Genomic DNA, 20,004 nt, shown 5'->3' with positions numbered 1-20,004 from the left:
ACATAGTCCTGAAAACCGGACCATTCCAGCGTTGGAAAGGTTTTATCCGCTTCCAGACCGGCCGGGTGCGGTGTGACTGTACATTGATCGGATGCAGCATGTAACCTCACCCGTTCTCCGTGCCCGGGCCGTGTTCGACGCCGGGTCCACACGTCCGCTGACCTGGCGGCTGGATCGATTGCGCGGCCTGCGGCGCATGCTTGCGGAACAGCAGGCGGCCTTCGCCGAGGCCCTGGCGCTCGACCTCGGCAAGCACCACACCGAGGCGCAGCTGGCTGAGATCGGGTTTGTCGACGCGGAGGCGGCCAACATGGAGCGGCACCTCGAAGAGTGGCTGCGGCCCCGCCGCGTGCCGGTGCCCCTTACGGTGCAGCCGGCCCGGGCCTGGACAGAGCTCACCCCGCTGGGAGTGGTGCTGGTGATCGGGCCATGGAATTACCCGGTGCAGCTGCTGCTCGCCCCGCTGGCCGGCGCCCTGGCGGCCGGGAACACCGTGGTGCTCAAGCCAAGCGAACACGCCCCGGCCACCTCGGCCGCGCTGGCCCGGTGGATTCCCGAATACCTCCCCGGCGCCGCCGAAGTGGTGGAGGGCGGCATCCCGGAGACTTCGGCGCTGCTGGCCGAACGCTTCGACCACATCTTCTTCACCGGGGGAGAGACCGCGGCCAAGGTGGTGATGCGCGCCGCGGCCGAGCACCTGACCCCCGTGACCTTGGAGCTCGGCGGCAAGTCCCCGGCCTACGTCGATGCGTCCACGGACCTGGCCGCGGCGGCCAAGCGGATCGCCTGGGGCCGGTTCATGAACGCCGGGCAAACCTGCGTGGCCCCGGACTTTGTCCTGGCCCGGGAGGATGTCCTGGAGCCGCTGCAGGCCGAACTGATCAAGGCCGTCGCTGCACTCTTCGGACCGGATCCGGCGGCGAGCCCGTCCTACGGCCGGATTGTCGATGACCGCCACTTCGCCCGGATCGCTGCGCTGGCGGACGGGAGCACGGTGGTGCACGGCGGACAGCGCGACGCCGCCAGCCGCTACTTTGCGCCGACCCTGCTCCGTCCGGCGCCCGGCGACGCCGTCATGGCCGAAGAAATCTTCGGTCCGCTGCTGCCGCTGGTGCCGGTGGCCGGGCTCGAGGAGGCAATCGGGTACGTCAACGGCCGTGCCAAACCGCTGGCCCTTTACGTCTTCAGCAAGGATCAACGGACGCGCCGGGCCTTCGCCGACCGGACCTCCTCCGGGGCCTTATGCTTCGACGTTCCAGCGGCCCACCTGTCCGTCCCGGGCCTTCCCTTCGGCGGAGTCGGCGGCAGCGGCCTGGGCGCCTACCACGGGGAGCATTCGGTGCGGACGTTTTCGCATGAGCGTCCCACCCTGGACAAACCGTTGTGGCCGGACACGCTGGAACTGATCTACCCGCCGTACACGCGGGCCAAGCACCGGCTCATCAGCACCCTGATCGCGCCCGTCGGGAAGCGGCGCCGACCCTAGCCGGCCTCCGGACCGTCCCACTCGACGTGGACCCAGCGCTGCCCCTCGTTGTCAAAGGACTCGGAGTGGCCCAGCAGGGCGATGTCCTCGAAGCTCGATTCGATACCCTGGCGCTGCAGGGTGTCCCGGAGTTCCTCGGTGGCGGCCCGGACGGCCGCGGCCACGTCCTCCGGGGTGTCGGCGGAGACGGGACGGGACGCTGAATAGGTTTTGCTCATGGACCCCATCCTTGTGGATCGGCCCCGCCAGGGGAACCCCTGCCGTCGTCGTCCGGCTCAGTCCTTCCGCCTCAGTCCTTCCGTGTTGTCCCGAGCTTGTGCATGGTTTCGGCCAGCAGTTCCACGAACAGCTGCACCTGGGCGGTCCGCTTCTCGTTGAGCAGCAGGGCGAAAACGTTCCGAGCCAGCCGGATCTCCGGCACATCCAGGACCACCACGCCGGCAGGGCGGTGCCGCAGCGCGAGCTCGGGGACCAGGGCGGCGCCGAGCCCCGCGGCCGCCATCTCCAGGCTGGCGTGGAAGTCATCGCTGTACGCCACCACGCGGGGGTGCAGATTGCAGCTCGCGAAGAGACGCTCGATCACCGTGGCGTCGGAGGTGCCCGGGTGGTGCAGGATCCAGGGCATGTCCGAGAGATGGGAGGCGGCCACCTTGGATTCGGTGCCGATGCCCCAGGCCGCCGGAAGCACCACCCGGAAGTCGTCGTCGCCGATCCACTGCCGGTCCACCGTGTGCGGCCAGGCGAGGCCGGACTGGCCCACCTGGTACACCAGGGCGACGTCGAGTTCCCCGCCGGTCCGCAGCCCCTGGATGGTCTGGGCCGGTTCCGCGACCGAGACCCGCAGGTCGATGCCGAGCTTCTTCCAGGCCGGGTTCTGCAGGATCGGCGGCAGCACATAAGTGGCCAGGCTCGGGAAAATGCCCAGCCGCAGCTCCTGGCTGGGGCTTTCCTGCGCCCGCGAGGCGGCGGCCATGAGCGTCTCAATATCGGTGAGCACCTTGGCGGCGTGCCGGGTCATGACGACGGCGGCTTCCGTCGGCTGGATGCTGCGCGCGGCCCGCTGGAACAACGTGACGCCGGTGTCGCGCTCCAGCGCCGACATTTGCTGGGAGACGGCCGAGGCCGTGTAGCCGAGCCGGGTAGCGGCGGCGGCAAACGATCCGAGCCGGATCACTTCCACGAGGGTCCGCAGATGGACGGGGTTGATCAAGGGCTGCCCTTCGCCTGGTAGCGGGTCCGCGGAGGCGGGACCGGAATTCCCGCTTCATTCTATCCGGCACTACCCGCTGGCCAGCCGAAGCCAAAAGATTGCCAAAGTCAGACACATCCGGCCGCGCGGCGGCGACGAATTGTCCATAAGAGGTTTCGGACCAGGGAACATGTCGGGCTAAACAAGTCGGGCTAAACAACAGGAGCAGACCAGTGTCGCAAGCAGCAGGGATTCCGGCAGGCCGGCGGGTCGCCGTCATCGGCAGCGGCGTGGCGGGGCTGACGGCCGCGTACGTGCTGAACGGGCAGGACCGGGTGACCCTCTTCGAGGCGGACTCGCGGCTCGGCGGCCACGCCCACACCCACGATGTCCCACAGCAGGACGGGCCCACCCTGGGCGTGGACACCGGTTTCATCGTCCACAACGAGCGGACCTACCCCACGCTCCTGCGCCTGTTCGCCGAGTTGGGCGTCCAGACCCAGGACTCAGAAATGAGCATGTCCGTCCGGTGCGACGGTTGCGGCCTGGAATACGCCGGCGCCCGGCCCAAGGCGAGCGGCATCATTCCCCGCCCGTCCACCCTGCTGCGCGGCCGCTACCTGCGGATGCTGCTGGAAATCACCCGGTTCCACCGCCGGGCCCGCGCGCTGCTGGCGGAACGCCCCAGCGGCACGGAAGCAGGCACCGGCACCGAACTCACCCTGGGGGAGTTCCTGGCCCGGGAGAAGTTCAGCGGCTACTTCGTCTCGCACTTCATGACCCCCGTGGTCAGCGCCGTCTGGTCCTGCGACCCCACCACCGCGCTGGCCTATCCGGCCCGCTACCTCTTCACGTTCCTGGGCCACCACGGCCTGCTCGGCGTCAAAGGCTCCCCGCAGTGGCGGACGGTCACCGGCGGCTCGCGCAGCTACGTCGACAAAGTCGCCGCGACCCTGCCGGACATCCGGCTCGCCAGCCCTGTCACCGCCGTGCACCGGCACGCCGACGGCGTCGAGGTCACCTCCGCGCCGGGCAGCGGAACCGTGCGCGAGAAATTTGACGCCGTCGTCATCGCCACCCACCCGGCCCAGGCCCTGCGCATGCTGACCGACGCCACGGCCGCCGAGAGCGACGCCCTTCGCGGCATGCCGTACTCGGTGAACCAGACCGTCTTCCACCGCGACCAGGCTGTGCTGCCGGCGAGCCCCAACGCCCAGGCCTCCTGGAACTACCGACTGCCCTCCTGCCACGCCCGGCCGGACAAGGTCCTGGTCAGCTACGACATGACCCGGCTGCAGCGGCTGCAGCCGGTGGACGGCGGCCGGTACATCGTGAGCCTCGGCGAATCCGAGCTGATCGATGACGCCACGGTCCTGGACCGGATGGTCTATGAGCACCCGCAGTACACCCCGGACTCGCTCAAGGCCCAGGAACAGATCCTGGGGCTCGGCGACGATCGGCTGGCCTTCGCCGGCGCCTACCACGGCTGGGGATTCCATGAGGACGGCGCCCTGTCCGGCCTCAAAGCCGCCGCCAGGCTGGGCCGGGACTGGGACCAGCTGCCGGTCAACATCGGCACTGTTGCCGTGGACCCGGACCTCCAGCCGGCCGCTGGTAAATTCAGCACGGCGGAGGCGCCATGAGTGCCCAGGACTCCAGCCACCGCACCGCGATCTACCGCACCGCCATTTCGCACGTGCGGCGCACCCCGCTGCGCAACGCCTTCACGTACCGCAGCTACAGCTGGTACGTCGACGTCGACCACCTGCCGCAGCTGCCGCGCGTGCTCCGGCCGCTGGCCGGCTTCCGGGTGGAGGACCACCTCGGCGACCCGGGCGGCACCCTGCGCGGCAACGTCGAACGCTACCTCGCCACCCAGGGGATCGGTCCCGACCAGGGGACCGGGCTCGACGGCGGCCGCATCACGATGCTCGCCAGCGCCCGGGTCTTCGGCCATGTGTTCAACCCGCTGAGCGTGTTCTGGTGCCATGACGGCACCGGCGAGCTCCGCTGCGTCGTCGTCGAGGTCCACAACACCTACGGGGAGCGGCACTGCTACCTGCTCGAAACCGACGGAGCAGGCCGGGCGAGCGTCCCGAAAGCCTTCTACGTCTCGCCGTTCAACGACGTCGACGGCGAATACCGGATGAAGCTGCCCGAACCGGGCGAACGGCTCGCCGTCTCGATCGTCCTGGAACGGGAGGGCCACCAGCCCTTCATCGCCACCATGGACGGCATCCGCCGCGACGCCACCGTGCGGAACATCCTGTCCGCGGCGCTCGCCGTTCCGTTGGCCCCACTGCGCGTCGCGGCGCAAATCCGCTGGCAGGGCATCAGACTGTGGGCGCGCCGCCTTCCGATCATCAAGAAACCACACCACCCTTCACAGGAGGCAGTTCAGTGACAATGACCGAAGCGACCGGATCCGGTACGGGACGGGCACAGGGCACCACGCGCAACAGCGCCGTCACCGGCCGGGCCGTAAATAGCAGTGTCGTAAACAGTGGGGTGCCGTACACCGTTCCCCAGCCGCCCGCCACCATCGACGCCGCCATCTGGCCCAGCATCGCGACCGTACCCTCGAGCCTGAAGGCCCGGGTGGCCGGACGCGCCGCTGACGCCATTTTCAGGGCGGCCGTTCGCAGCCTGCCGCTGGCGGTCCGTTACCCGGACGGCACCGTATTGGGCAGGGCAGCTTCGGGCAAGGCAGCTTCGGGTGGGGCAGCCTCGGGTGGGGCCGCCTCGGGCGACGCACCCGCCGGCACCGTCTACCCCGTCATGACCATCAACCGGCCGGAGGCCTTCGCCGCCCGGCTCGGTGACGGCGGCCTGATCGGCCTGGGCGAGTCCTTCATGGCCGGCGACTGGGATGCCGATGACCTCACCGCCGTGATGGAGGTCTTCGCCGCACGGGTCGGCACGCTCGTGCCCGAGCCGCTGCAGAAGCTGCGCGGACTGTACCTGCCGCACCAGCCGCGCCGGGAACGGAACACCGAAAAGAACACCCGCTCCAACATCTCCCGGCACTATGACCTCTCCAACGAGCTCTTCGCCTCCTTCCTGGACAGCACCATGACGTACTCCAGCGCCCTCTTCCCGGAACGCGGCGACGCCCTGCGGAACGTGACCTGGGACGGGCTGGCCACCGCGCAGCAGGCCAAGATCGACCGCCTGCTGGACAAGGCCGGCGTGAAGGAAGGCACCCGCGTCCTGGAAATCGGCACCGGCTGGGGCGAGCTCGCCCTGCGCGCCGCCGCCCGCGGCGCCACGGTCTACTCCGTCACGCTCTCCAGCGAACAGCAGGAACTGGCCCGCCAGCGCGTGGCCGAGGCCGGCTACGCCGACGCCGTCACCATCGAGCTCAAGGACTACCGCGCCGTGGAGGGCGAGTACGACGCCGTCGTCTCGGTCGAAATGATCGAGGCCGTCGGTTTCCAGTACTGGGCCACTTACTTCCAGACCATCGAGCGGGTCCTGGCCCCGGGCGGCAAGGTGGCCATCCAGGCCATCACGATCGCCCACGACCGGCTCATGGCCACCCGCACCAGCTACACCTGGGTGCACAAGTACATCTTCCCCGGCGGAGTCATTCCGTCCGTCCGCGCCATCGAGGAAATCACCGAGAAGCAGACCGGACTGCGGGTCCGCGAACGCCTCGCCATGGGCGAACACTATGCCCAGACCCTGCGGCTCTGGGAGGAACGGTTCATGGCCCGCGCGGACGAGGTCGGGGCCATGGGCTTCGACGCCGTCTTCCAGCGGATGTGGCTGTTCTACCTGTGCTACTCCCGGGCCGGCTTCGAGACGGGCTACCTCGACGTGCAGCAGATCGTGCTCGACCACGCTTCCACGAAGAGCGCCGCCGGCAAGGCCGCCGCCGGCAAGAAGGGCGCCGCCGCATGACGGCGCAGCTCGCGGACACCATTGCCGAGGCCCTGCGACCGCTAGTGGGCGGGGAACTGCCCGTCCGGCTCGTCGTCTGGGACGGCAGCGAGGCAGGCCCGTCCGGCGCGCCGGTGGTCCGGCTGAACTCGCCGGACGCCATCCGCCGCCTGCTGTGGGCGCCGGGGGAGCTGGGTGCCGCCCAGGCCTACGTCACCGGTGAACTCGACGTCGACGGCGACCTCAACTCCGCGCTGGAGCACCTGTGGAAGGTGGCCCGCGACCGGGGCCTCTCCGGCATCCGCCCGACGCCGGCCCTGCTGGCCGGCGTCGCCCGGATCGCCACGTCCGCGGGCGCCCTGGGCACCCCGCCCCAGCCGCCGGCCAGCCAGGCACGGGTCCGGGGCCGGGTGAACAGCCTGCTCCGGGACCGGGCGGCCATCAGCCACCACTATGACCTCAGCAACGACTTCTACGCCCTGATCCTGGACCCGCAAATGGCCTACTCCAGCGGGTACTGGACCGATTCCGCACCCGGGTACGGGCTCCAGGACGCGCAACGGGACAAGCTGGACCTCGTGTGCCGCAAGATCGGTCTGGCGCCGGGGATGCGGATGCTCGACGTCGGCTGCGGCTGGGGCTCGCTGAGCCTGCACGCGGCACAGTACTACGGCGTCGACGTCGTCGGCGTCACCCTCTCCGTGGAGCAGAAGGCGTTCATCGACGCCCGCATCACGGAGCGGGGGCTGGAAGGGCACGTCGAGATCCGGGTCCAGGATTACCGCGAGATCCCGGACGGCCCCTTCGACGCCGTCGCCTCCCTGGAAATGGGCGAGCACGTCGGCCAGCGCAACTACCCCGTCTACACGGCTGCCCTGTTCGGCAACGTCAGCCCCGGCGGCCGGGTCCTGGTCCAGCAGATGTCACGGCAGGGCAAGCACCCCGGCGGCGGCCCGTTCATTGAATCCTTCATTGCGCCGGACATGCACATGCGCCCGGTGGGGGAGACGCTGGGCTTCCTCGAGGATGCCGGGTTCGAGGTCGAGGGCGTGCAGGGCATGCGCCGCGACTACGTGCGCACGCTGGAGGCCTGGTACGAGAGGTTCGAGCAGAACCACGACGCCGCCGTGGCCATGATGGGTGTGGAAATCGCCCGGGTCTGGCGGCTGTACCTCGTGGGTGCGCTGCGCAGCTTCGCCGAGGCCCGGATGGGCGTGGACCAGATCCTCTGCAGCCGCCCGGAGCAGCTCAGCTAAGTCCCCCGGTTCGGCATGCCGTGGCACCGGTCACGGAGCAAATGGAACACCGGCTGTAAGAACAATCACGATTCACTGAGGCGGGCACCACGGTGCCCGCCTCTTTCGTGTGCCCGGACACCACATGTAGTGGCCGGCGCCACCGTTTCGCCTCCCCGCAATCGGGCGCGACACGCCGTCTGCGGTGCGACACGCGGGGGCGATTAATGTGGCTAACTACTCCACAGGGTGTGGATTTCGTCCGCCAAAATGGCGGAAATCCGGACATTTGGAGGACCCCCTCCTGTGGATTAACGGTGGGTTAAATGACATACTTGTAATACATCATCTTGGGGTCCGCGTGAGGCTCTTGCACTACATGTAGTATCGACATACAGTTCCAGCAGAGCATTAGCGCGGGACAACCGGAGCCGGGACAGCGCTCCACAGAAGACTTCAACAAAGGGGACAGGACCATGACCGTTACGGTTTACACGAAGCCGGCCTGCGTTCAGTGCAACGCGACCTACCGCGCGCTGGACAAGAAGGGCATCGCCTACCAGAGCGTCGACATTTCCCAGGATGCCGAGGCCCTTGAGCGCCTGAAGTCCCTGGGCTACATGCAGGCCCCCGTCGTCGTCACCGACCAGGATCACTGGTCTGGTTTCCGCCCGGACAAGATCGAAGAACTGGCGCAGGCTGCCGCCGTCGCTGTAGCCTGAAACGCCCTAAAGCCTGAAACGTTCCGGGACGCCGCTACCAGGCAAGATTTTCACGGTAGATGAGGTGACCACCGTGGTTGTAACAACTGAAGATCGGGTAGCCGCTACGGCTGACAGCGGGGAAGCGGTCAGCACAGCAGTTCCCGAGCTAACCCACTGCCGCCTCATCTACTTTTCCTCCACCTCCGAAAACACTGCACGCTTCGTTGCGAAGCTGGGCGTCGACGCCGCCAGGATCCCCCTCTACGCCAGGGACGCTCCGCTGGTGGCCGGGGAGCCGTACGTGCTGGTGGTGCCGACCTACGGCGGCACCGGGGGAGAGGGATCTGTTCCAAAGCAGGTCATCAGGTTTTTGAACGACCCGGGCAACCGGAAGCTGATCCGCGGAGTGATCGGCGCAGGAAACACCAATTTCGGGGACAACTACTGCATGGCCGGGGACATCATCGCCGCCAAGTGCAAGGTCCCGCACCTATATCGCTTCGAACTCATGGGGACGCCGGAAGACGTCAACCGCGTACAACAAGGATTGGAAGAGTTTTGGACACGACTGTCGCAGACACAGAAGTAACTAAGGGCGCAGGCCTGCCCGCCGGCACCGCCACCGCCGCCGGCACCGCCGTCGAGAAGCAGGAAAAGCACGAGATGCCGGCCGCCTATAAGGGCCTGGGCTACCACGAGCTCAACGCCATGCTGAACCTCTACGGCCCCAACGGAGAGATCCAGTTCGAGGCCGACCGCGAGGCCGCGCACCAGTACTTCCTGCAGCACGTGAACAACAACACCGTGTTCTTCCACGACCTCGAGGAGAAGCTCGACTACCTCGTCAAGAACGAGTACTACGAGCGCGAAACCCTCGACCAGTACACGATGAACTTCATCCGCGAGCTCTACAACCGCGCGTACAAGAAGAAGTTCCGCTTCGAGACCTTCCTGGGCGCGTTCAAGTTCTACACCTCCTACACGCTGAAGACGTTCGACGGAAAGCGCTTCCTGGAGCGTTATGAGGACCGCGTCTGCATGGTGGCCCTGCACCTGGCCCGCGGCGACGAGAAGCTCGCCACCCAGATGGTGGACGAGATCATCGAGGGCCGCTTCCAGCCGGCCACCCCGACGTTCCTGAACGCCGGCAAGAAGCAGCGCGGCGAGCTGGTCTCCTGCTTCCTGCTCCGCATCGAAGACAACATGGAGTCGATCGGCCGGTCCATCAACTCCGCCCTGCAGCTCTCCAAGCGCGGCGGCGGCGTGGCCTTCGCGCTGACCAACATCCGCGAGGTCGGCGCGCCGATCAAGCAGATCGAGAACCAGTCCTCCGGCGTCATCCCCGTGATGAAGCTCCTCGAGGACAGCTTCTCCTACGCCAACCAGCTCGGTGCCCGCCAGGGCGCCGGTGCCGTCTACTTGCACGCGCACCACCCGGACATCTACCGCTTCCTGGACACCAAGCGCGAGAACGCGGACGAGAAGATCCGCATCAAGACCCTCTCGCTCGGCGTCGTCATCCCGGACATCACCTTCGAGCTGGCCAAGCGGGACGAGGACATGTACCTGTTCTCCCCGTACGACGTCGAAAAGGTCTACGGCATGCCGTTCTCCGACGTCTCGGTCACCGAGAAGTACTACGAGATGGTGGACGATTCCCGGATCAAGAAGACCAAGATCAAGGCGCGCGAGTTCTTCCAGACCCTCGCCGAGATCCAGTTCGAGTCCGGCTACCCGTACATCATGTTCGAGGACACCGTGAACCGGGAAAACCCGATCGACGGCAAGATCATCATGTCCAACCTGTGCTCGGAGATCCTCCAGGTCTCCCAGCCCACGACGTACCACGATGACCTGTCCTACGACCAGACCGGCAAGGACATCTCCTGCAACCTGGGCTCGCTGAACATCGCCAAGACCATGGACTCGCCGGACTTCGGCCTGACCATCGAGACGGCCATCCGGTCCCTCTCGGCCGTCTCGGACATGTCCAACATCACCTCGGTGCCTTCGATTGCCCGCGGTAACGACCAGAGCCACGCGATTGGCCTCGGTCAGATGAACCTGCACGGCTACCTGGCCCGCGAGCGGGTCCACTATGGCTCCGAAGAGGGCCTGGACTTCACCAACATCTACTTCTACTCGGTGGTGTACCACGCGGTCCGCGCCTCCAACCTGCTGTCCATCCAGACCGGCCAGACCTTCGGTGGCTTCGAGAAGTCCAAGTACGCCACCGGCGAGTTCTTCGACAAGTACACCGAGCAGGAATGGGTCCCACAGACCGAGAAGGTCGCGGAGCTGTTCAAGAACATCCACATCCCCACGCAGGATGACTGGCGCGAGCTGAAGGCCTCCGTCATGGAGCATGGCATTTACAACCAGAACCTGCAGGCCGTCCCGCCCACGGGCTCGATCTCCTACATCAACAACTCCACCTCCTCGATCCACCCGGTGGCGTCCAAGATCGAGATCCGCAAGGAAGGCAAGCTGGGCCGCGTGTACTACCCGGCGCCGTACCTGACGAACGACAACCTGGAGTACTACCAGGACGCGTACGAGATCGGCTACGAGAAGGTCATCGACACCTACGCCGCCGCCACGCAGCACGTGGACCAGGGCCTGTCCCTGACGCTGTTCTTCAAGGACACCGCCACCACGCGTGACATCAACAAGGCCCAGATCTACGCCTGGAAGAAGGGCATCAAGACCATCTACTACATCCGCCTCCGCCAGCTCGCGCTGGAAGGGACGGAAGTGGAGGGCTGTGTCAGCTGCATGCTGTAGCTTCAACTAAATCGTGACAGTACGACGGCGGGCGCCCGCCCGCCGTCGTACGCTTTAACTAAGAACTAACCCAACATTTAGGGGATGACATGACCGAAAAGGTCAAGCTGCTTAGCCACGTCGAGGCGATCAACTGGAACCGAATCCAGGACGACAAGGACGTGGATGTCTGGAACCGCCTGGTCAACAACTTCTGGCTGCCGGAGAAGGTGCCTCTGTCCAACGACGTGCAGTCGTGGGCGACGCTGACCCCGGACGAGCAGCAGCTCACCATGCGCGTGTTCACCGGCCTGACCCTGCTGGACACCATCCAGGGCACCGTGGGCGCCGTCTCGCTGATCCCTGACGCGCTCACCCCGCACGAAGAGGCCGTGTACACGAACATCGCGTTCATGGAGTCCGTGCACGCCAAGAGCTACTCCTCCATCTTCTCCACGCTGGCCTCCACCAAGGAGATCGACGAGGCGTTCCGCTGGTCCACCGAGAACGAGAACCTTCAGAAGAAGGCCCAGATCGTCATGGACTACTACCAGGGCGACGACCCCCTCAAGCGCAAGGTGGCCTCGACGCTGCTGGAGAGCTTCCTGTTCTACTCCGGCTTCTACCTGCCGATGTACTGGTCCTCGCGCGCCAAGCTGACGAACACGGCCGACCTGATCCGCCTGATCATCCGCGACGAGGCCGTGCACGGCTACTACATCGGCTACAAGTTCCAGAAGGGCCTGGAAAAGGTCTCCGAGGAGCGCCGGCAGGAAATCAAGGACTACACGTTCGAGCTGCTCTTCGAGCTGTACGAGAACGAGGTCCAGTACACGCACGACCTCTACGACTCCGTCGGCCTGGCCGAGGACGTCAAGAAGTTCCTGCACTACAACGCCAACAAGGCCCTCATGAACCTGGGCTACGAGGCCATGTTCCCGGCCTCCGTGACAGACGTGAACCCGGCGATCCTGTCGGCCCTGTCGCCGAACGCTGACGAGAACCACGACTTCTTCTCGGGGTCGGGTTCGTCTTACGTGATTGGCAAGGCTGTCAACACTGAGGATGACGACTGGGATTTTTAATTAGTTATCATCACTCCGAAAGGTGAAGTTTCACGCGAATTGGCGAAATTGGAACTCAGTTAACCTTTCTTCGCAGGAGCAACGTTTCCAAAGTACTTGGAGTAAACTCTGACGTTGCTGTGGTGTTTGGCCTCGCCGGAATGGGCGGGGCCAAACTCTTGCCACCCAGTTTGGGAATCGGGGACGTCTGATCGCTTTCGACATCAAAGGTGCGGCGTGAGTTCCTCGTCGATGGTGTATTTGCTTCGGTGTGGCCAGCGACCGCCAGTCACTGTATATAACAACTAACATCACGGAGCTCCGCGATGAATCGAGTCTTGAACAATGATCCAGAATGTTCACATCCAGAGGTTTAAAAACCTAACAGGATTGCAGCTAGACCTTGGACGGGTTACTGCCTTAGTGGGCTCCAATAATGCAGGAAAGAGTTCAATTCTCCAAGCCCTGCAATTTAGCACTTCCGTTGCGCAAAGCCTCAAGTTGGATGGAGTTTCGAGATGGAAGTGGGACGATACCATTTCGGGCACTCTTGCCGCGGAGCAATTGGTGTACTCACCGATGCGCGATGTCCACGCTCTAGCGCAGGGTGGCCGGCTAAAGCAGACAGCAACCTCTGCCATTGTTATCAGCCTGAGAGACGACACGTATGGACTAGTAACCACAGAAGTTAGGCGAGGCAAGAACAAGAATATAAACGTTTCAATCGCAGGGAAACGTCTAGGGCTAAAGCTTGAACCTCTCACTGTGCCTTTTAGCGTCCTTGCGCCGGGGTTGGCAGGAATTCCCGCATACGAAGAATTGAAATCTCAAGGTCTTGTTCGTCGAGCTGCAGCCAAGGGTGACGCAAACGGCGTCTTTCGAAATATCCTTTGGACTCTCAGGCAGGACGCAACAGCCTGGAAGCAATTCAGCATTCGACTCCAAAGACTCTTTCCCGGACTCAGTATCGATATGCGGTTTGACAACGCCACGGATGAAGTCATATCCGCGTCTGCCGTGCGTAATGGTGTTCATCTGCCGATAGATTCATCTGGCACCGGTGTACTTCAGGCGATTCAGATTCTTGCGTATATCGGGGTATATAGCCCCAAACTTCTACTGTTAGATGAACCGGACTCGCATCTTCATCCCGACAACCAAAGAAAACTCGCTCAACTTCTGTGCGAGCTCGCGGTCGACTATGATTTTCAAGTTCTCGTTTCAACACATTCGAGGCATTTCTTGGACGAACTAGAGACGCTTGATGCAGAAATCCGATGGATTGATGCGGGAAATGCACAAGAAGAGAGCTTTGATCGCGTTGACATACTCCTGGGGCTGGGGGCCTTGGATGCGAGTGACCGGTTGCGCAACGGGCAGACGCCATGGATCATCCTAACTGAAGACAAGAAGCCTGAACTCCTGAGGACGCTCATAGAATCGTCAGGCCTTGAGGCGGATAAATATGACGTTTGGTCCTACCAGGGTTGCACAAAAATTGAGGCTGCGCTGGTGTTGGGGAACTTCATCCGGGAGCATGCTCCAGGAACTCAGGTTATGGTCCACAGAGACCGTGATTATCTGCAAGATACAGATGTTCATGAACTCGTGACCTCTCTGGAATCCCAGGGCCTCCACGCATTCGTGACGACGGGCACCGACACTGAGAGTCATTTCCTGAATGCTGCTTATTGGAGCGACATTATCCCTGAGCTTACCTTAGAGCGTGCCACTGAACTCATCGAAGATGCAACTCTTTCAACAGCAGATAAGTCAATTGAAAAGTTGAACAATTCGCGCGTCGCAGCCGCGCTTCGTCATCGAAATAAGACAGGGGGCGGAGAGGTAAATTACGGCAATATTGCTCGTGAATGCTCGAAGGACTACGAAAATGACACCATCAGGTTCCGCCACGGAAAGATCACCCTCAATCAAATGAAGGCACTTATGCAGAACGAGCTAAAAAGACCGATTCATTTACTGCCGGTCTCGGAGCAGGTCCGATCTGAATCGCTTGCGTCACTGTTTGCGGTCTAGTCCACTACCAATAGTTGGGTGTCGGGCGCGGAATCGTTAGTCTCGGGGTACTGATCATGGGCGAGGCACGCGGGCCGGGACACGGGTTTGCTGGTCATCAATCATCAGCTGACCGCGCAGGGAGTTGGGTTCAGAGGAGCTGTAGGAGTGCAGGCATTCGGCACCCTAGCCGAGCGGTTCGATGCAGACAACGGGCGATGTCATGCGGACGGTGGGACACCAAAACCGCTATTCCGACCCGTGAATTTAACCGCCATTCGCAACCTACAGTCACACGAAAAATCGGGGTGTGTCGCTATTTTTCGAAGGGGCGTGCTTGGGTGTTCCACTTCCTTGCAGGTGCGATGGCGGCGGCGCTCACGAGGCTTCTTTTTCGAAGAACAGCGCCATGACATCGGCCGGCCAGTCCGACGCGCGACTCGTTTCCTTGTCGACGTGGGCAACGGTCATGACGCAGCGCGACACGTTATTTCCGCGGGAATCGACCATGGCGCACTCGATAAGCGCATCGGGCCCGCGGAACTCGCGCACGAACGACGTGATGGTGATCTCCTGATCGCCCCGAGCAGGCCGCAGAAAGTCGATCTCCATCCTCCGGACCCAGACCATGAATGGCAACGTGCCCAGGGTCTCCAGATCCCAACCAACATAGTCCCGCAGGCCCTCCATCCGGTGATCTGCGTAATAGGTCGCGTATATCCCCGTGCTCACGTGGTTGTAGGGGTCGAGCTCGGAGAACTTGACCCTGTGCGTGCTCTTATAAACGATCGGTACCTTCGCCATTCAGCGCCCCTTCGCTTGCAATATTATTGCTCGCCGAACGAGCAAGCGAGCCAATCCGCCAGCCATTACCGAGCTGGTGAGCCATCAAGCGGTCACGCCGCCGTCCATGAGCACCCCATTTTCTCAACAAGACAACTCGCAACAGTAGCCCCTGACGACATTGTGAGGAAGAGGCGCCAAACCCTCCGGACACTCAGGCGATCCCACTAACGGGACGATGCTGCAGCCCGACGTTGCATCGTGTCTAGACCCGCGCCCAATCGTGTTGCGGAAGCCGGAAAAGGACCCTGTGGATCGCAGCGGTGAAAGGCGTGGTTTCCGCAGCGCTTTATGGCCGACGCACGCAAGCGGATCCCTTGGCGGGCACTTGATCGTGGACAGCCAGCAGATGCCCCAAAGACGAACATCGACCGTGTGTAGGGCGCCTAACGGCATCTCGTGGAGTATAGGCTACATGCCATGATGACCAACCAGCGCCTCAAGCCACTGCTGGAGCAGTACGACTGGGCGACGGAACGACTTCTCACTCGCCTCGCCGGGCCCACCAGCAACTCGGGTGATGACAGCGACGTCGACGTACCGGTACTGACGGACGCCGAGTACCTCTGGGAACCCGTCGCCGCTTGCTGGTCGGTACGGAGGCGCGCCGATGGGCCCGGACCGGGCGCCATCAAACTCATCGGCGCGGGTGAGTGGGGGCGAGACGGCGCCCCCGAAAGTCCGTGGCCTCCGCCCCTCACGACGATCGCCTGGCGGCTTGACCACATCTCCGAGACGCTGTTAGGCCGATCCAACCACCTCGGGGGCGACCGAACGTTCGATCGAGCGACTTACGAATCACGACCAGATGCAGCCGGCGCGATCGAGAGGTTCCGTCAGGCCGCAGCCGACTGGCGCCGGGTACTACTCAGTGTGGATGAGTCCGACTATGACCGGACCGGGCTAAGCAGCTACCCGTACGGCAGCGATGCCGAGGAGACGTTTCCGTCGATCGTGTGGTGGGAGAACCAGGAGATCCTGCACCACGGAGCCGAGATCGCGCTGCTCCGCGACCTCTACGTTCACCACAGTCAGTAGCGACCAGCGCGCACCGCGGGCAGCTCAGCTGGCGGGGTCTTTACGAAGTAGGCAATTCCATGTGTCCCGCGTCCTCCGCCAGGAAACCGCGACCCTGAACGATTGACTGCCCCTGTGCGAGCCGTAAGGGAGGCCGCGGACGGGTCGCATCTCCCGCCGTGGCGGAGGCGGCCCATGCGGCGGGAGGGGGATGCGAGGCTGAGGCCCCGCGGGAATAAGAACCCCCGCCACCATGTTTATTTGTGGTGTGAAAAACATCGGATTCCTGTCCTTCGGCCATTGGACCGACCACCCGGAGTCCGGCACGCGCAGCGCGTCGGACGCGCTGTTGCAGGCGATCGACCTCGCGGTCGCGGCCGAGGAGTTGGGGGCGGACGGCGCCTACTTCCGCGTCCACCACTTCGCGCAGCAATACGCCTCCCCGTTCCCGCTGCTCGCGGCGATCGGGGCACGGACAAGCCGCATCGAGATCGGTACCGGCGTGATCGACATGCGCTACGAGAACCCGCTCTACATGGCGGAGGATGCCGGCGCGGCCGACCTAATCTCGGGCGGCCGGCTGCAGCTGGGCATCAGCAGGGGTTCACCCGAGCAGGTCATCGACGGGTGGCGTCACTTCGGCTTCGCCCCCGCCGAGGGAGAGTCGGACGCCGACATGGGCCGCAGGCACACCGAGCGTCTGCTCGAGGTGCTCACTGGCGTGGGCTTCGCGGCGCCGAGCCCGCGCCCGATGTTCCCGAACCCTCCCGGCCTGCTGCGCGTGGAGCCGCACTCGGAGGGTCTGCGCGGGCGCATCTGGTGGGGTTCCGGCTCGAACGCCACGGCCATCTGGGCGGCGAAGCTTGGCATGAACCTGCAGAGCTCCACGCTCAAGGATGACGAGAGCGGCAAGCCCTTCCACGTCCAGCAGGCCGAGCAGATCGAGCTCTACCGGCAGGCCTGGAAGGAGGCGGGGCACGGGCGGGAGCCGCGCGTCTCGGTCAGCCGCAGCATCTTCGCACTGACGGACGAGCGCGACTGGCAATACTTCGGCCGCGACCGCCACAGCTCCGACCAGGTGGGCAACATCGACGAGAAAACGCGCGCGGTCTTTGGCCGGTCCTACGCGGGTGCCCCGGACGAGCTGGCCGCGAAGCTGGCCGAGGACGAGGCGATCGCCGCGGCAGACACCCTACTGCTCACGGTCCCGAACCAGCTCGGTGTCGACTACAACGCCCACGTCATCGAGTCGATCCTGAAGTATGTGGCGCCGCAGCTCGGCTGGCGCTGACCCAGGGTGGCAGATTCCCCCTAGGCGACTGCTCAATTAGTGGCTTGGTTGGCCAATGCATGGGTGGCTAAGGCGTGATGGGGTGGGCTTAGCCTTCTTCCACCGGGGATCCGGAATCCGTTGCCACCGTGTCGTTGGCCAGGGCTATACGCCGGCGGTAGATCTGGATCCCGATGGCTGCAGGTATCACGGCTAAGGCAGCCGCCCGCATCCAGGGCCGGTCCAGGATATGACCGGTGAGCGAGTCCAGGGAGAAGGGTCCGGGGCCGCCGATGGTGAACGATGCTGCCGCCAAGCCCAGCACCGCGGGGTACTCAAGGCCGCCCTCGGTGGCGAAGAAGCCGTTAGGGGCATGGACGCTGGCCGCGACGCCCATCGTGGTAGCAGCGGCGGCGCCGGCGGCCGGAGTGGCCAGCCCCAGGGCTAGGGCAACACCGGCTCCTGCTTCACCCACGCCTGCGAGGATGGCACTGGGTTTTGCCGGGCGAAAGCCCATAGCGTGCATGCCCTTGCTGGTGCCTTCGATTCCTCCTCCGCCGAACCACCCGAAGAGTTTCTGGGATCCGTGAGCGATGAGCACGCCTCCGAGGGCGACCCGGAACAGGGTCTGTGCGGCGGCGGCAGCCTCAGGGCTGGTCGGTCCATGGCTCATAGGAGTCCTCCTTGGATGCGCTGTGGCGCCGCGCCGGCCGGCGCTCTTTGTCCAGCACGATTCTACGTCGGCGCGACGAACCGGTCACGGGAAGGAGCCTTTAGGAAGTCTTGGTCATCCCGTTGCCGATCAGGCGTAGTCGCCTAGAACTCTGTCGTGCCACGCAGCCGGCGGGGGCGGCCGTCCGGGTCCACGACGAGGCGGCTCATCGGGACCGCCCAGAGGCGTTGCAGGGCCCTCACGGGCTCTGGAGTGTGGTGACGCACGTGTCCGGTGGGGCGGGGCGAGCGGTGCCCGGTTTCATGCCACTGGTCGAGGGCGTCTGCGGTGGCGTTCCAAAGCTTGAGCCCGGCCGCCGGGTCCTGGAGCTGGGGATCGTTCTGGTCCAAGCCCAGGTGTTCGGCCCAGAGTTGGAGGCGGAGCCGTTGGGCCAACGGGCGGGAAGCGTCCTGGCCCGTGCCCGGTGGTTCGCTGTTGTCGGCAGTGGTGTCGAGTACGGCGCAGGTGAGCTCGCTGTCGGTGGTCCAGGATCGGCGATTGAAGTTGTCTGAGCCGCAGGTCATCCAGGTGTCGTCGATGATGCAGATCTTGGCGTGGACGTAGATCGGAGTTCCCGCACTGTTCTCCAGGTCGAACACGCCCACCCTGTCCGGAGCAACCCGGCGCAGCATCCTGATGGCACGCAGTTGCCCGATCCGGATGGCCGGTCCTGCGATCGGACCATCGGAATCGGGGTAACGGGGCACGACGGCGATCACCTTCAGTTCAGGGTTCCGTTCGAGGGCCTCCGCGATTCCTGCTGCGACCTCTGTTGACCACAGGTACTGGTCCTCGATATAGATCAGCGAGCGGGCGAGGGCGAAGGCTTTCGCGTAGCCGCGAGCGATGCTGCGTTCCCCGTCGGGTGCGAACGGGAACGGGGGACGTTTCACCCCGTAAGTGCGCAGCAGCTGCACAGCGTGAGGGCCCGCCGGTGGCGGCGGCGGTGCAGTGGCCGGGAGCGGTTCCGGGTGCCGGGGCATTCGGGCCATACGTTGCAGCAGCAGCCGGTAGGGGGTGCTCCGGTCTAGGGGATGCGGGTCGTTCCACCGTTCGGCAAACACCGCCAGGACATCTGCCACCACGGGGCCACGCAGTTCGAGCGTCGCATCGTGCCACGGTGGTTGGTCCCCGTACCTGGAATCCATGCTCACCGCCTGCGGGTCTCCCGCATGGTCGACGTCGTCTCGACGGGTGTGGGATAGATCGATCCCGCCGACGAACGCGACGTCCCGCGACGGATTGTCCCGATGGCGGATGACGACGAGTTTTTGGTGATGGGAGCCGAACATGCGTACACGCTGATCCAGCAGCACCTCTCCACCGGCGTCGTTGACCTGACGACTTAGGAGCTCGTTGGATCGGTTGCTGATTGGGGACGACACGCTCTCTCCGTGGGATCTCCAGACAAGGCCCCGCACTTCCACTCCTGCCCGGGCCAACCCCGCGAGCACCTCCCCGATCGACGGTCCGTCCGCCAGCAGCCGCTCATCGGCGTCGCCACGCCAGTCGGTGAACCACACGCGGTCTCCCGCCTTCAGGGCCGTCAACTCCTCGTGCAGCCGGGCGAAGTAGGTCGCGCCATGAATCAGGGGCCGCACCAGATTGCCTTCCGACCACGACGGCGATCCGGCACCGCCCGCGTGCACGTCTGTGGCCAGATTCCCCCGCTCAGCGCGACTCAGAAACCACGTGCCAGTATCGTTGTCCACTCAGTCCTTCTTTCGGGCCCGGGGCCAGGCCGCTAGTGTCCGGTCTCCAAAGTAACCTACGACCATGCTGACAGCGACCGGGTCGCAAACTCCGGATATTAGCGGGCAGCA

Annotated in this window: 17 protein-coding genes; 12 read left to right on the top strand and 5 right to left on the bottom strand. The window is 64.5% G+C overall.

Annotation, left to right across the window (positions count from 1 at the left end; genetic code table 11):
• Positions 1 to 91 precede the first annotated feature (91 nt).
• Complete coding sequence (locus AC1DEY_RS02075) at positions 92 to 1,486, top strand: aldehyde dehydrogenase family protein (protein WP_476866559.1); 1,395 nt, start codon at positions 92 to 94, stop codon at positions 1,484 to 1,486.
• On the opposite strand, the gene AC1DEY_RS02070 is transcribed toward AC1DEY_RS02075, so the two are convergent.
• Both AC1DEY_RS02070 and AC1DEY_RS02065 read right to left on the bottom strand, forming a co-directional pair.
• A complete protein-coding gene (locus AC1DEY_RS02070) occupies positions 1,483 to 1,704 on the bottom strand; it encodes a hypothetical protein (protein ID WP_476866558.1) in 222 nt (73 codons plus the stop codon). The genes AC1DEY_RS02075 and AC1DEY_RS02070 overlap by 4 nt on opposite strands.
• Before the next feature lie 71 nt (positions 1,705 to 1,775).
• The gene (locus AC1DEY_RS02065; RefSeq protein ID WP_476866557.1) at positions 1,776 to 2,696 is read right to left on the bottom strand and encodes a LysR family transcriptional regulator; all 921 of its coding nucleotides are present in this window, start codon (positions 2,694 to 2,696) and stop codon (positions 1,776 to 1,778) included.
• A gap of 212 nt (positions 2,697 to 2,908) precedes the next feature.
• On the opposite strand from AC1DEY_RS02065, the gene AC1DEY_RS02060 reads away from it, so the two are divergent.
• The 9 genes from AC1DEY_RS02060 (at position 2,909) to AC1DEY_RS02020 (ending at position 14,360) form a co-directional block, all read left to right on the top strand.
• Complete coding sequence (locus AC1DEY_RS02060) at positions 2,909 to 4,318, top strand: NAD(P)/FAD-dependent oxidoreductase (RefSeq protein WP_476866556.1); 1,410 nt, start codon at positions 2,909 to 2,911, stop codon at positions 4,316 to 4,318.
• Positions 4,315 to 5,079, top strand: a complete 765-nt coding sequence (locus AC1DEY_RS02055) for a DUF1365 domain-containing protein (RefSeq protein ID WP_476866555.1) — start codon at positions 4,315 to 4,317, stop codon at positions 5,077 to 5,079. Before AC1DEY_RS02060 ends, AC1DEY_RS02055 begins: the two co-directional genes overlap by 4 nt.
• A 2-nt stretch (positions 5,080 to 5,081) precedes the next feature.
• Entirely contained in the window at positions 5,082 to 6,578 is a 1,497-nt protein-coding gene (locus AC1DEY_RS02050) for a class I SAM-dependent methyltransferase (protein WP_476866572.1), read from the top strand.
• Positions 6,575 to 7,813 (top strand): class I SAM-dependent methyltransferase, encoded by a 1,239-nt coding sequence (locus AC1DEY_RS02045; protein WP_476866554.1) that lies wholly within the window; start codon positions 6,575 to 6,577, stop codon positions 7,811 to 7,813. The genes AC1DEY_RS02050 and AC1DEY_RS02045 overlap by 4 nt, the downstream gene beginning before the upstream one ends.
• A 455-nt stretch (positions 7,814 to 8,268) precedes the next feature.
• Positions 8,269 to 8,514, top strand: a complete 246-nt coding sequence (gene nrdH, locus AC1DEY_RS02040; RefSeq protein ID WP_018773329.1) for a glutaredoxin-like protein NrdH — start codon at positions 8,269 to 8,271, stop codon at positions 8,512 to 8,514.
• Between the two features lie 166 nt (positions 8,515 to 8,680).
• Entirely contained in the window at positions 8,681 to 9,085 is a 405-nt protein-coding gene (gene nrdI, locus AC1DEY_RS02035; RefSeq protein WP_476866571.1) for a class Ib ribonucleoside-diphosphate reductase assembly flavoprotein NrdI, read from the top strand.
• A 74-nt stretch (positions 9,086 to 9,159) separates the two neighbouring features.
• Complete coding sequence (gene nrdE / locus AC1DEY_RS02030; protein WP_476866570.1) at positions 9,160 to 11,280, top strand: class 1b ribonucleoside-diphosphate reductase subunit alpha; 2,121 nt, start codon at positions 9,160 to 9,162, stop codon at positions 11,278 to 11,280.
• 89 nt (positions 11,281 to 11,369) lie between these two features.
• Entirely contained in the window at positions 11,370 to 12,344 is a 975-nt protein-coding gene (nrdF, locus tag AC1DEY_RS02025) for a class 1b ribonucleoside-diphosphate reductase subunit beta (RefSeq protein ID WP_223916933.1), read from the top strand.
• 324 nt (positions 12,345 to 12,668) lie between these two features.
• Entirely contained in the window at positions 12,669 to 14,360 is a 1,692-nt protein-coding gene (locus AC1DEY_RS02020; protein ID WP_476866553.1) for an AAA family ATPase, read from the top strand.
• A 357-nt stretch (positions 14,361 to 14,717) separates the two neighbouring features.
• Here the strand turns inward: AC1DEY_RS02020 and AC1DEY_RS02015 are convergent, their stop codons facing one another.
• Entirely contained in the window at positions 14,718 to 15,143 is a 426-nt protein-coding gene (locus AC1DEY_RS02015; protein ID WP_476866552.1) for an acyl-CoA thioesterase, read from the bottom strand.
• Positions 15,144 to 15,602: 459 nt separating this feature from the next.
• Between AC1DEY_RS02015 and AC1DEY_RS02010 the strand changes: the two genes are divergently transcribed.
• Positions 15,603 to 16,220, top strand: a complete 618-nt coding sequence (locus tag AC1DEY_RS02010; protein ID WP_476866551.1) for a DinB family protein — start codon at positions 15,603 to 15,605, stop codon at positions 16,218 to 16,220.
• Between the two features lie 247 nt (positions 16,221 to 16,467).
• Positions 16,468 to 17,490 carry an LLM class flavin-dependent oxidoreductase gene (locus AC1DEY_RS02005; protein ID WP_476866550.1) on the top strand — a complete coding sequence of 341 codons (1,023 nt, stop codon included), beginning with the start codon at positions 16,468 to 16,470 and terminating at the stop codon, positions 17,488 to 17,490.
• A gap of 88 nt (positions 17,491 to 17,578) precedes the next feature.
• Here the strand turns inward: AC1DEY_RS02005 and AC1DEY_RS02000 are convergent, their stop codons facing one another.
• Both AC1DEY_RS02000 and AC1DEY_RS01995 read right to left on the bottom strand, forming a co-directional pair.
• Positions 17,579 to 18,142, bottom strand: a complete 564-nt coding sequence (locus AC1DEY_RS02000; RefSeq protein ID WP_476866549.1) for a DoxX family protein — start codon at positions 18,140 to 18,142, stop codon at positions 17,579 to 17,581.
• A 143-nt stretch (positions 18,143 to 18,285) separates the two neighbouring features.
• The gene (locus AC1DEY_RS01995; RefSeq protein WP_476866548.1) at positions 18,286 to 19,782 is read right to left on the bottom strand and encodes a phospholipase D family protein; all 1,497 of its coding nucleotides are present in this window, start codon (positions 19,780 to 19,782) and stop codon (positions 18,286 to 18,288) included.
• Between the last annotated feature and the right edge of the window lie 222 nt (positions 19,783 to 20,004).

The organism is Arthrobacter sp. 05T47, from assembly GCF_056395825.1.
Note: the sequence above shows the minus strand (reverse complement) of the source record. Positions and strands in the feature narration are given on the sequence as shown.

Coding starts and splice junctions, on each gene's coding strand:
- AC1DEY_RS02075 (WP_476866559.1), top strand. CDS start 92: ATGCAGCATGTAACCTCACCCGTTCTCCGTGCCCGGGCCGTGTTCGAC.
- AC1DEY_RS02070 (WP_476866558.1), bottom strand. CDS start 1,704: ATGAGCAAAACCTATTCAGCGTCCCGTCCCGTCTCCGCCGACACCCCG.
- AC1DEY_RS02055 (WP_476866555.1), top strand. CDS start 4,315: ATGAGTGCCCAGGACTCCAGCCACCGCACCGCGATCTACCGCACCGCC.
- AC1DEY_RS02050 (WP_476866572.1), top strand. CDS start 5,082: ATGACCGAAGCGACCGGATCCGGTACGGGACGGGCACAGGGCACCACG.
- AC1DEY_RS02045 (WP_476866554.1), top strand. CDS start 6,575: ATGACGGCGCAGCTCGCGGACACCATTGCCGAGGCCCTGCGACCGCTA.
- nrdH (WP_018773329.1), top strand. CDS start 8,269: ATGACCGTTACGGTTTACACGAAGCCGGCCTGCGTTCAGTGCAACGCG.
- nrdE (WP_476866570.1), top strand. CDS start 9,160: ATGCCGGCCGCCTATAAGGGCCTGGGCTACCACGAGCTCAACGCCATG.
- nrdF (WP_223916933.1), top strand. CDS start 11,370: ATGACCGAAAAGGTCAAGCTGCTTAGCCACGTCGAGGCGATCAACTGG.
- AC1DEY_RS02020 (WP_476866553.1), top strand. CDS start 12,669: ATGATCCAGAATGTTCACATCCAGAGGTTTAAAAACCTAACAGGATTG.
- AC1DEY_RS02015 (WP_476866552.1), bottom strand. CDS start 15,143: ATGGCGAAGGTACCGATCGTTTATAAGAGCACGCACAGGGTCAAGTTC.
- AC1DEY_RS02010 (WP_476866551.1), top strand. CDS start 15,603: ATGATGACCAACCAGCGCCTCAAGCCACTGCTGGAGCAGTACGACTGG.
- AC1DEY_RS02000 (WP_476866549.1), bottom strand. CDS start 18,142: ATGAGCCATGGACCGACCAGCCCTGAGGCTGCCGCCGCCGCACAGACC.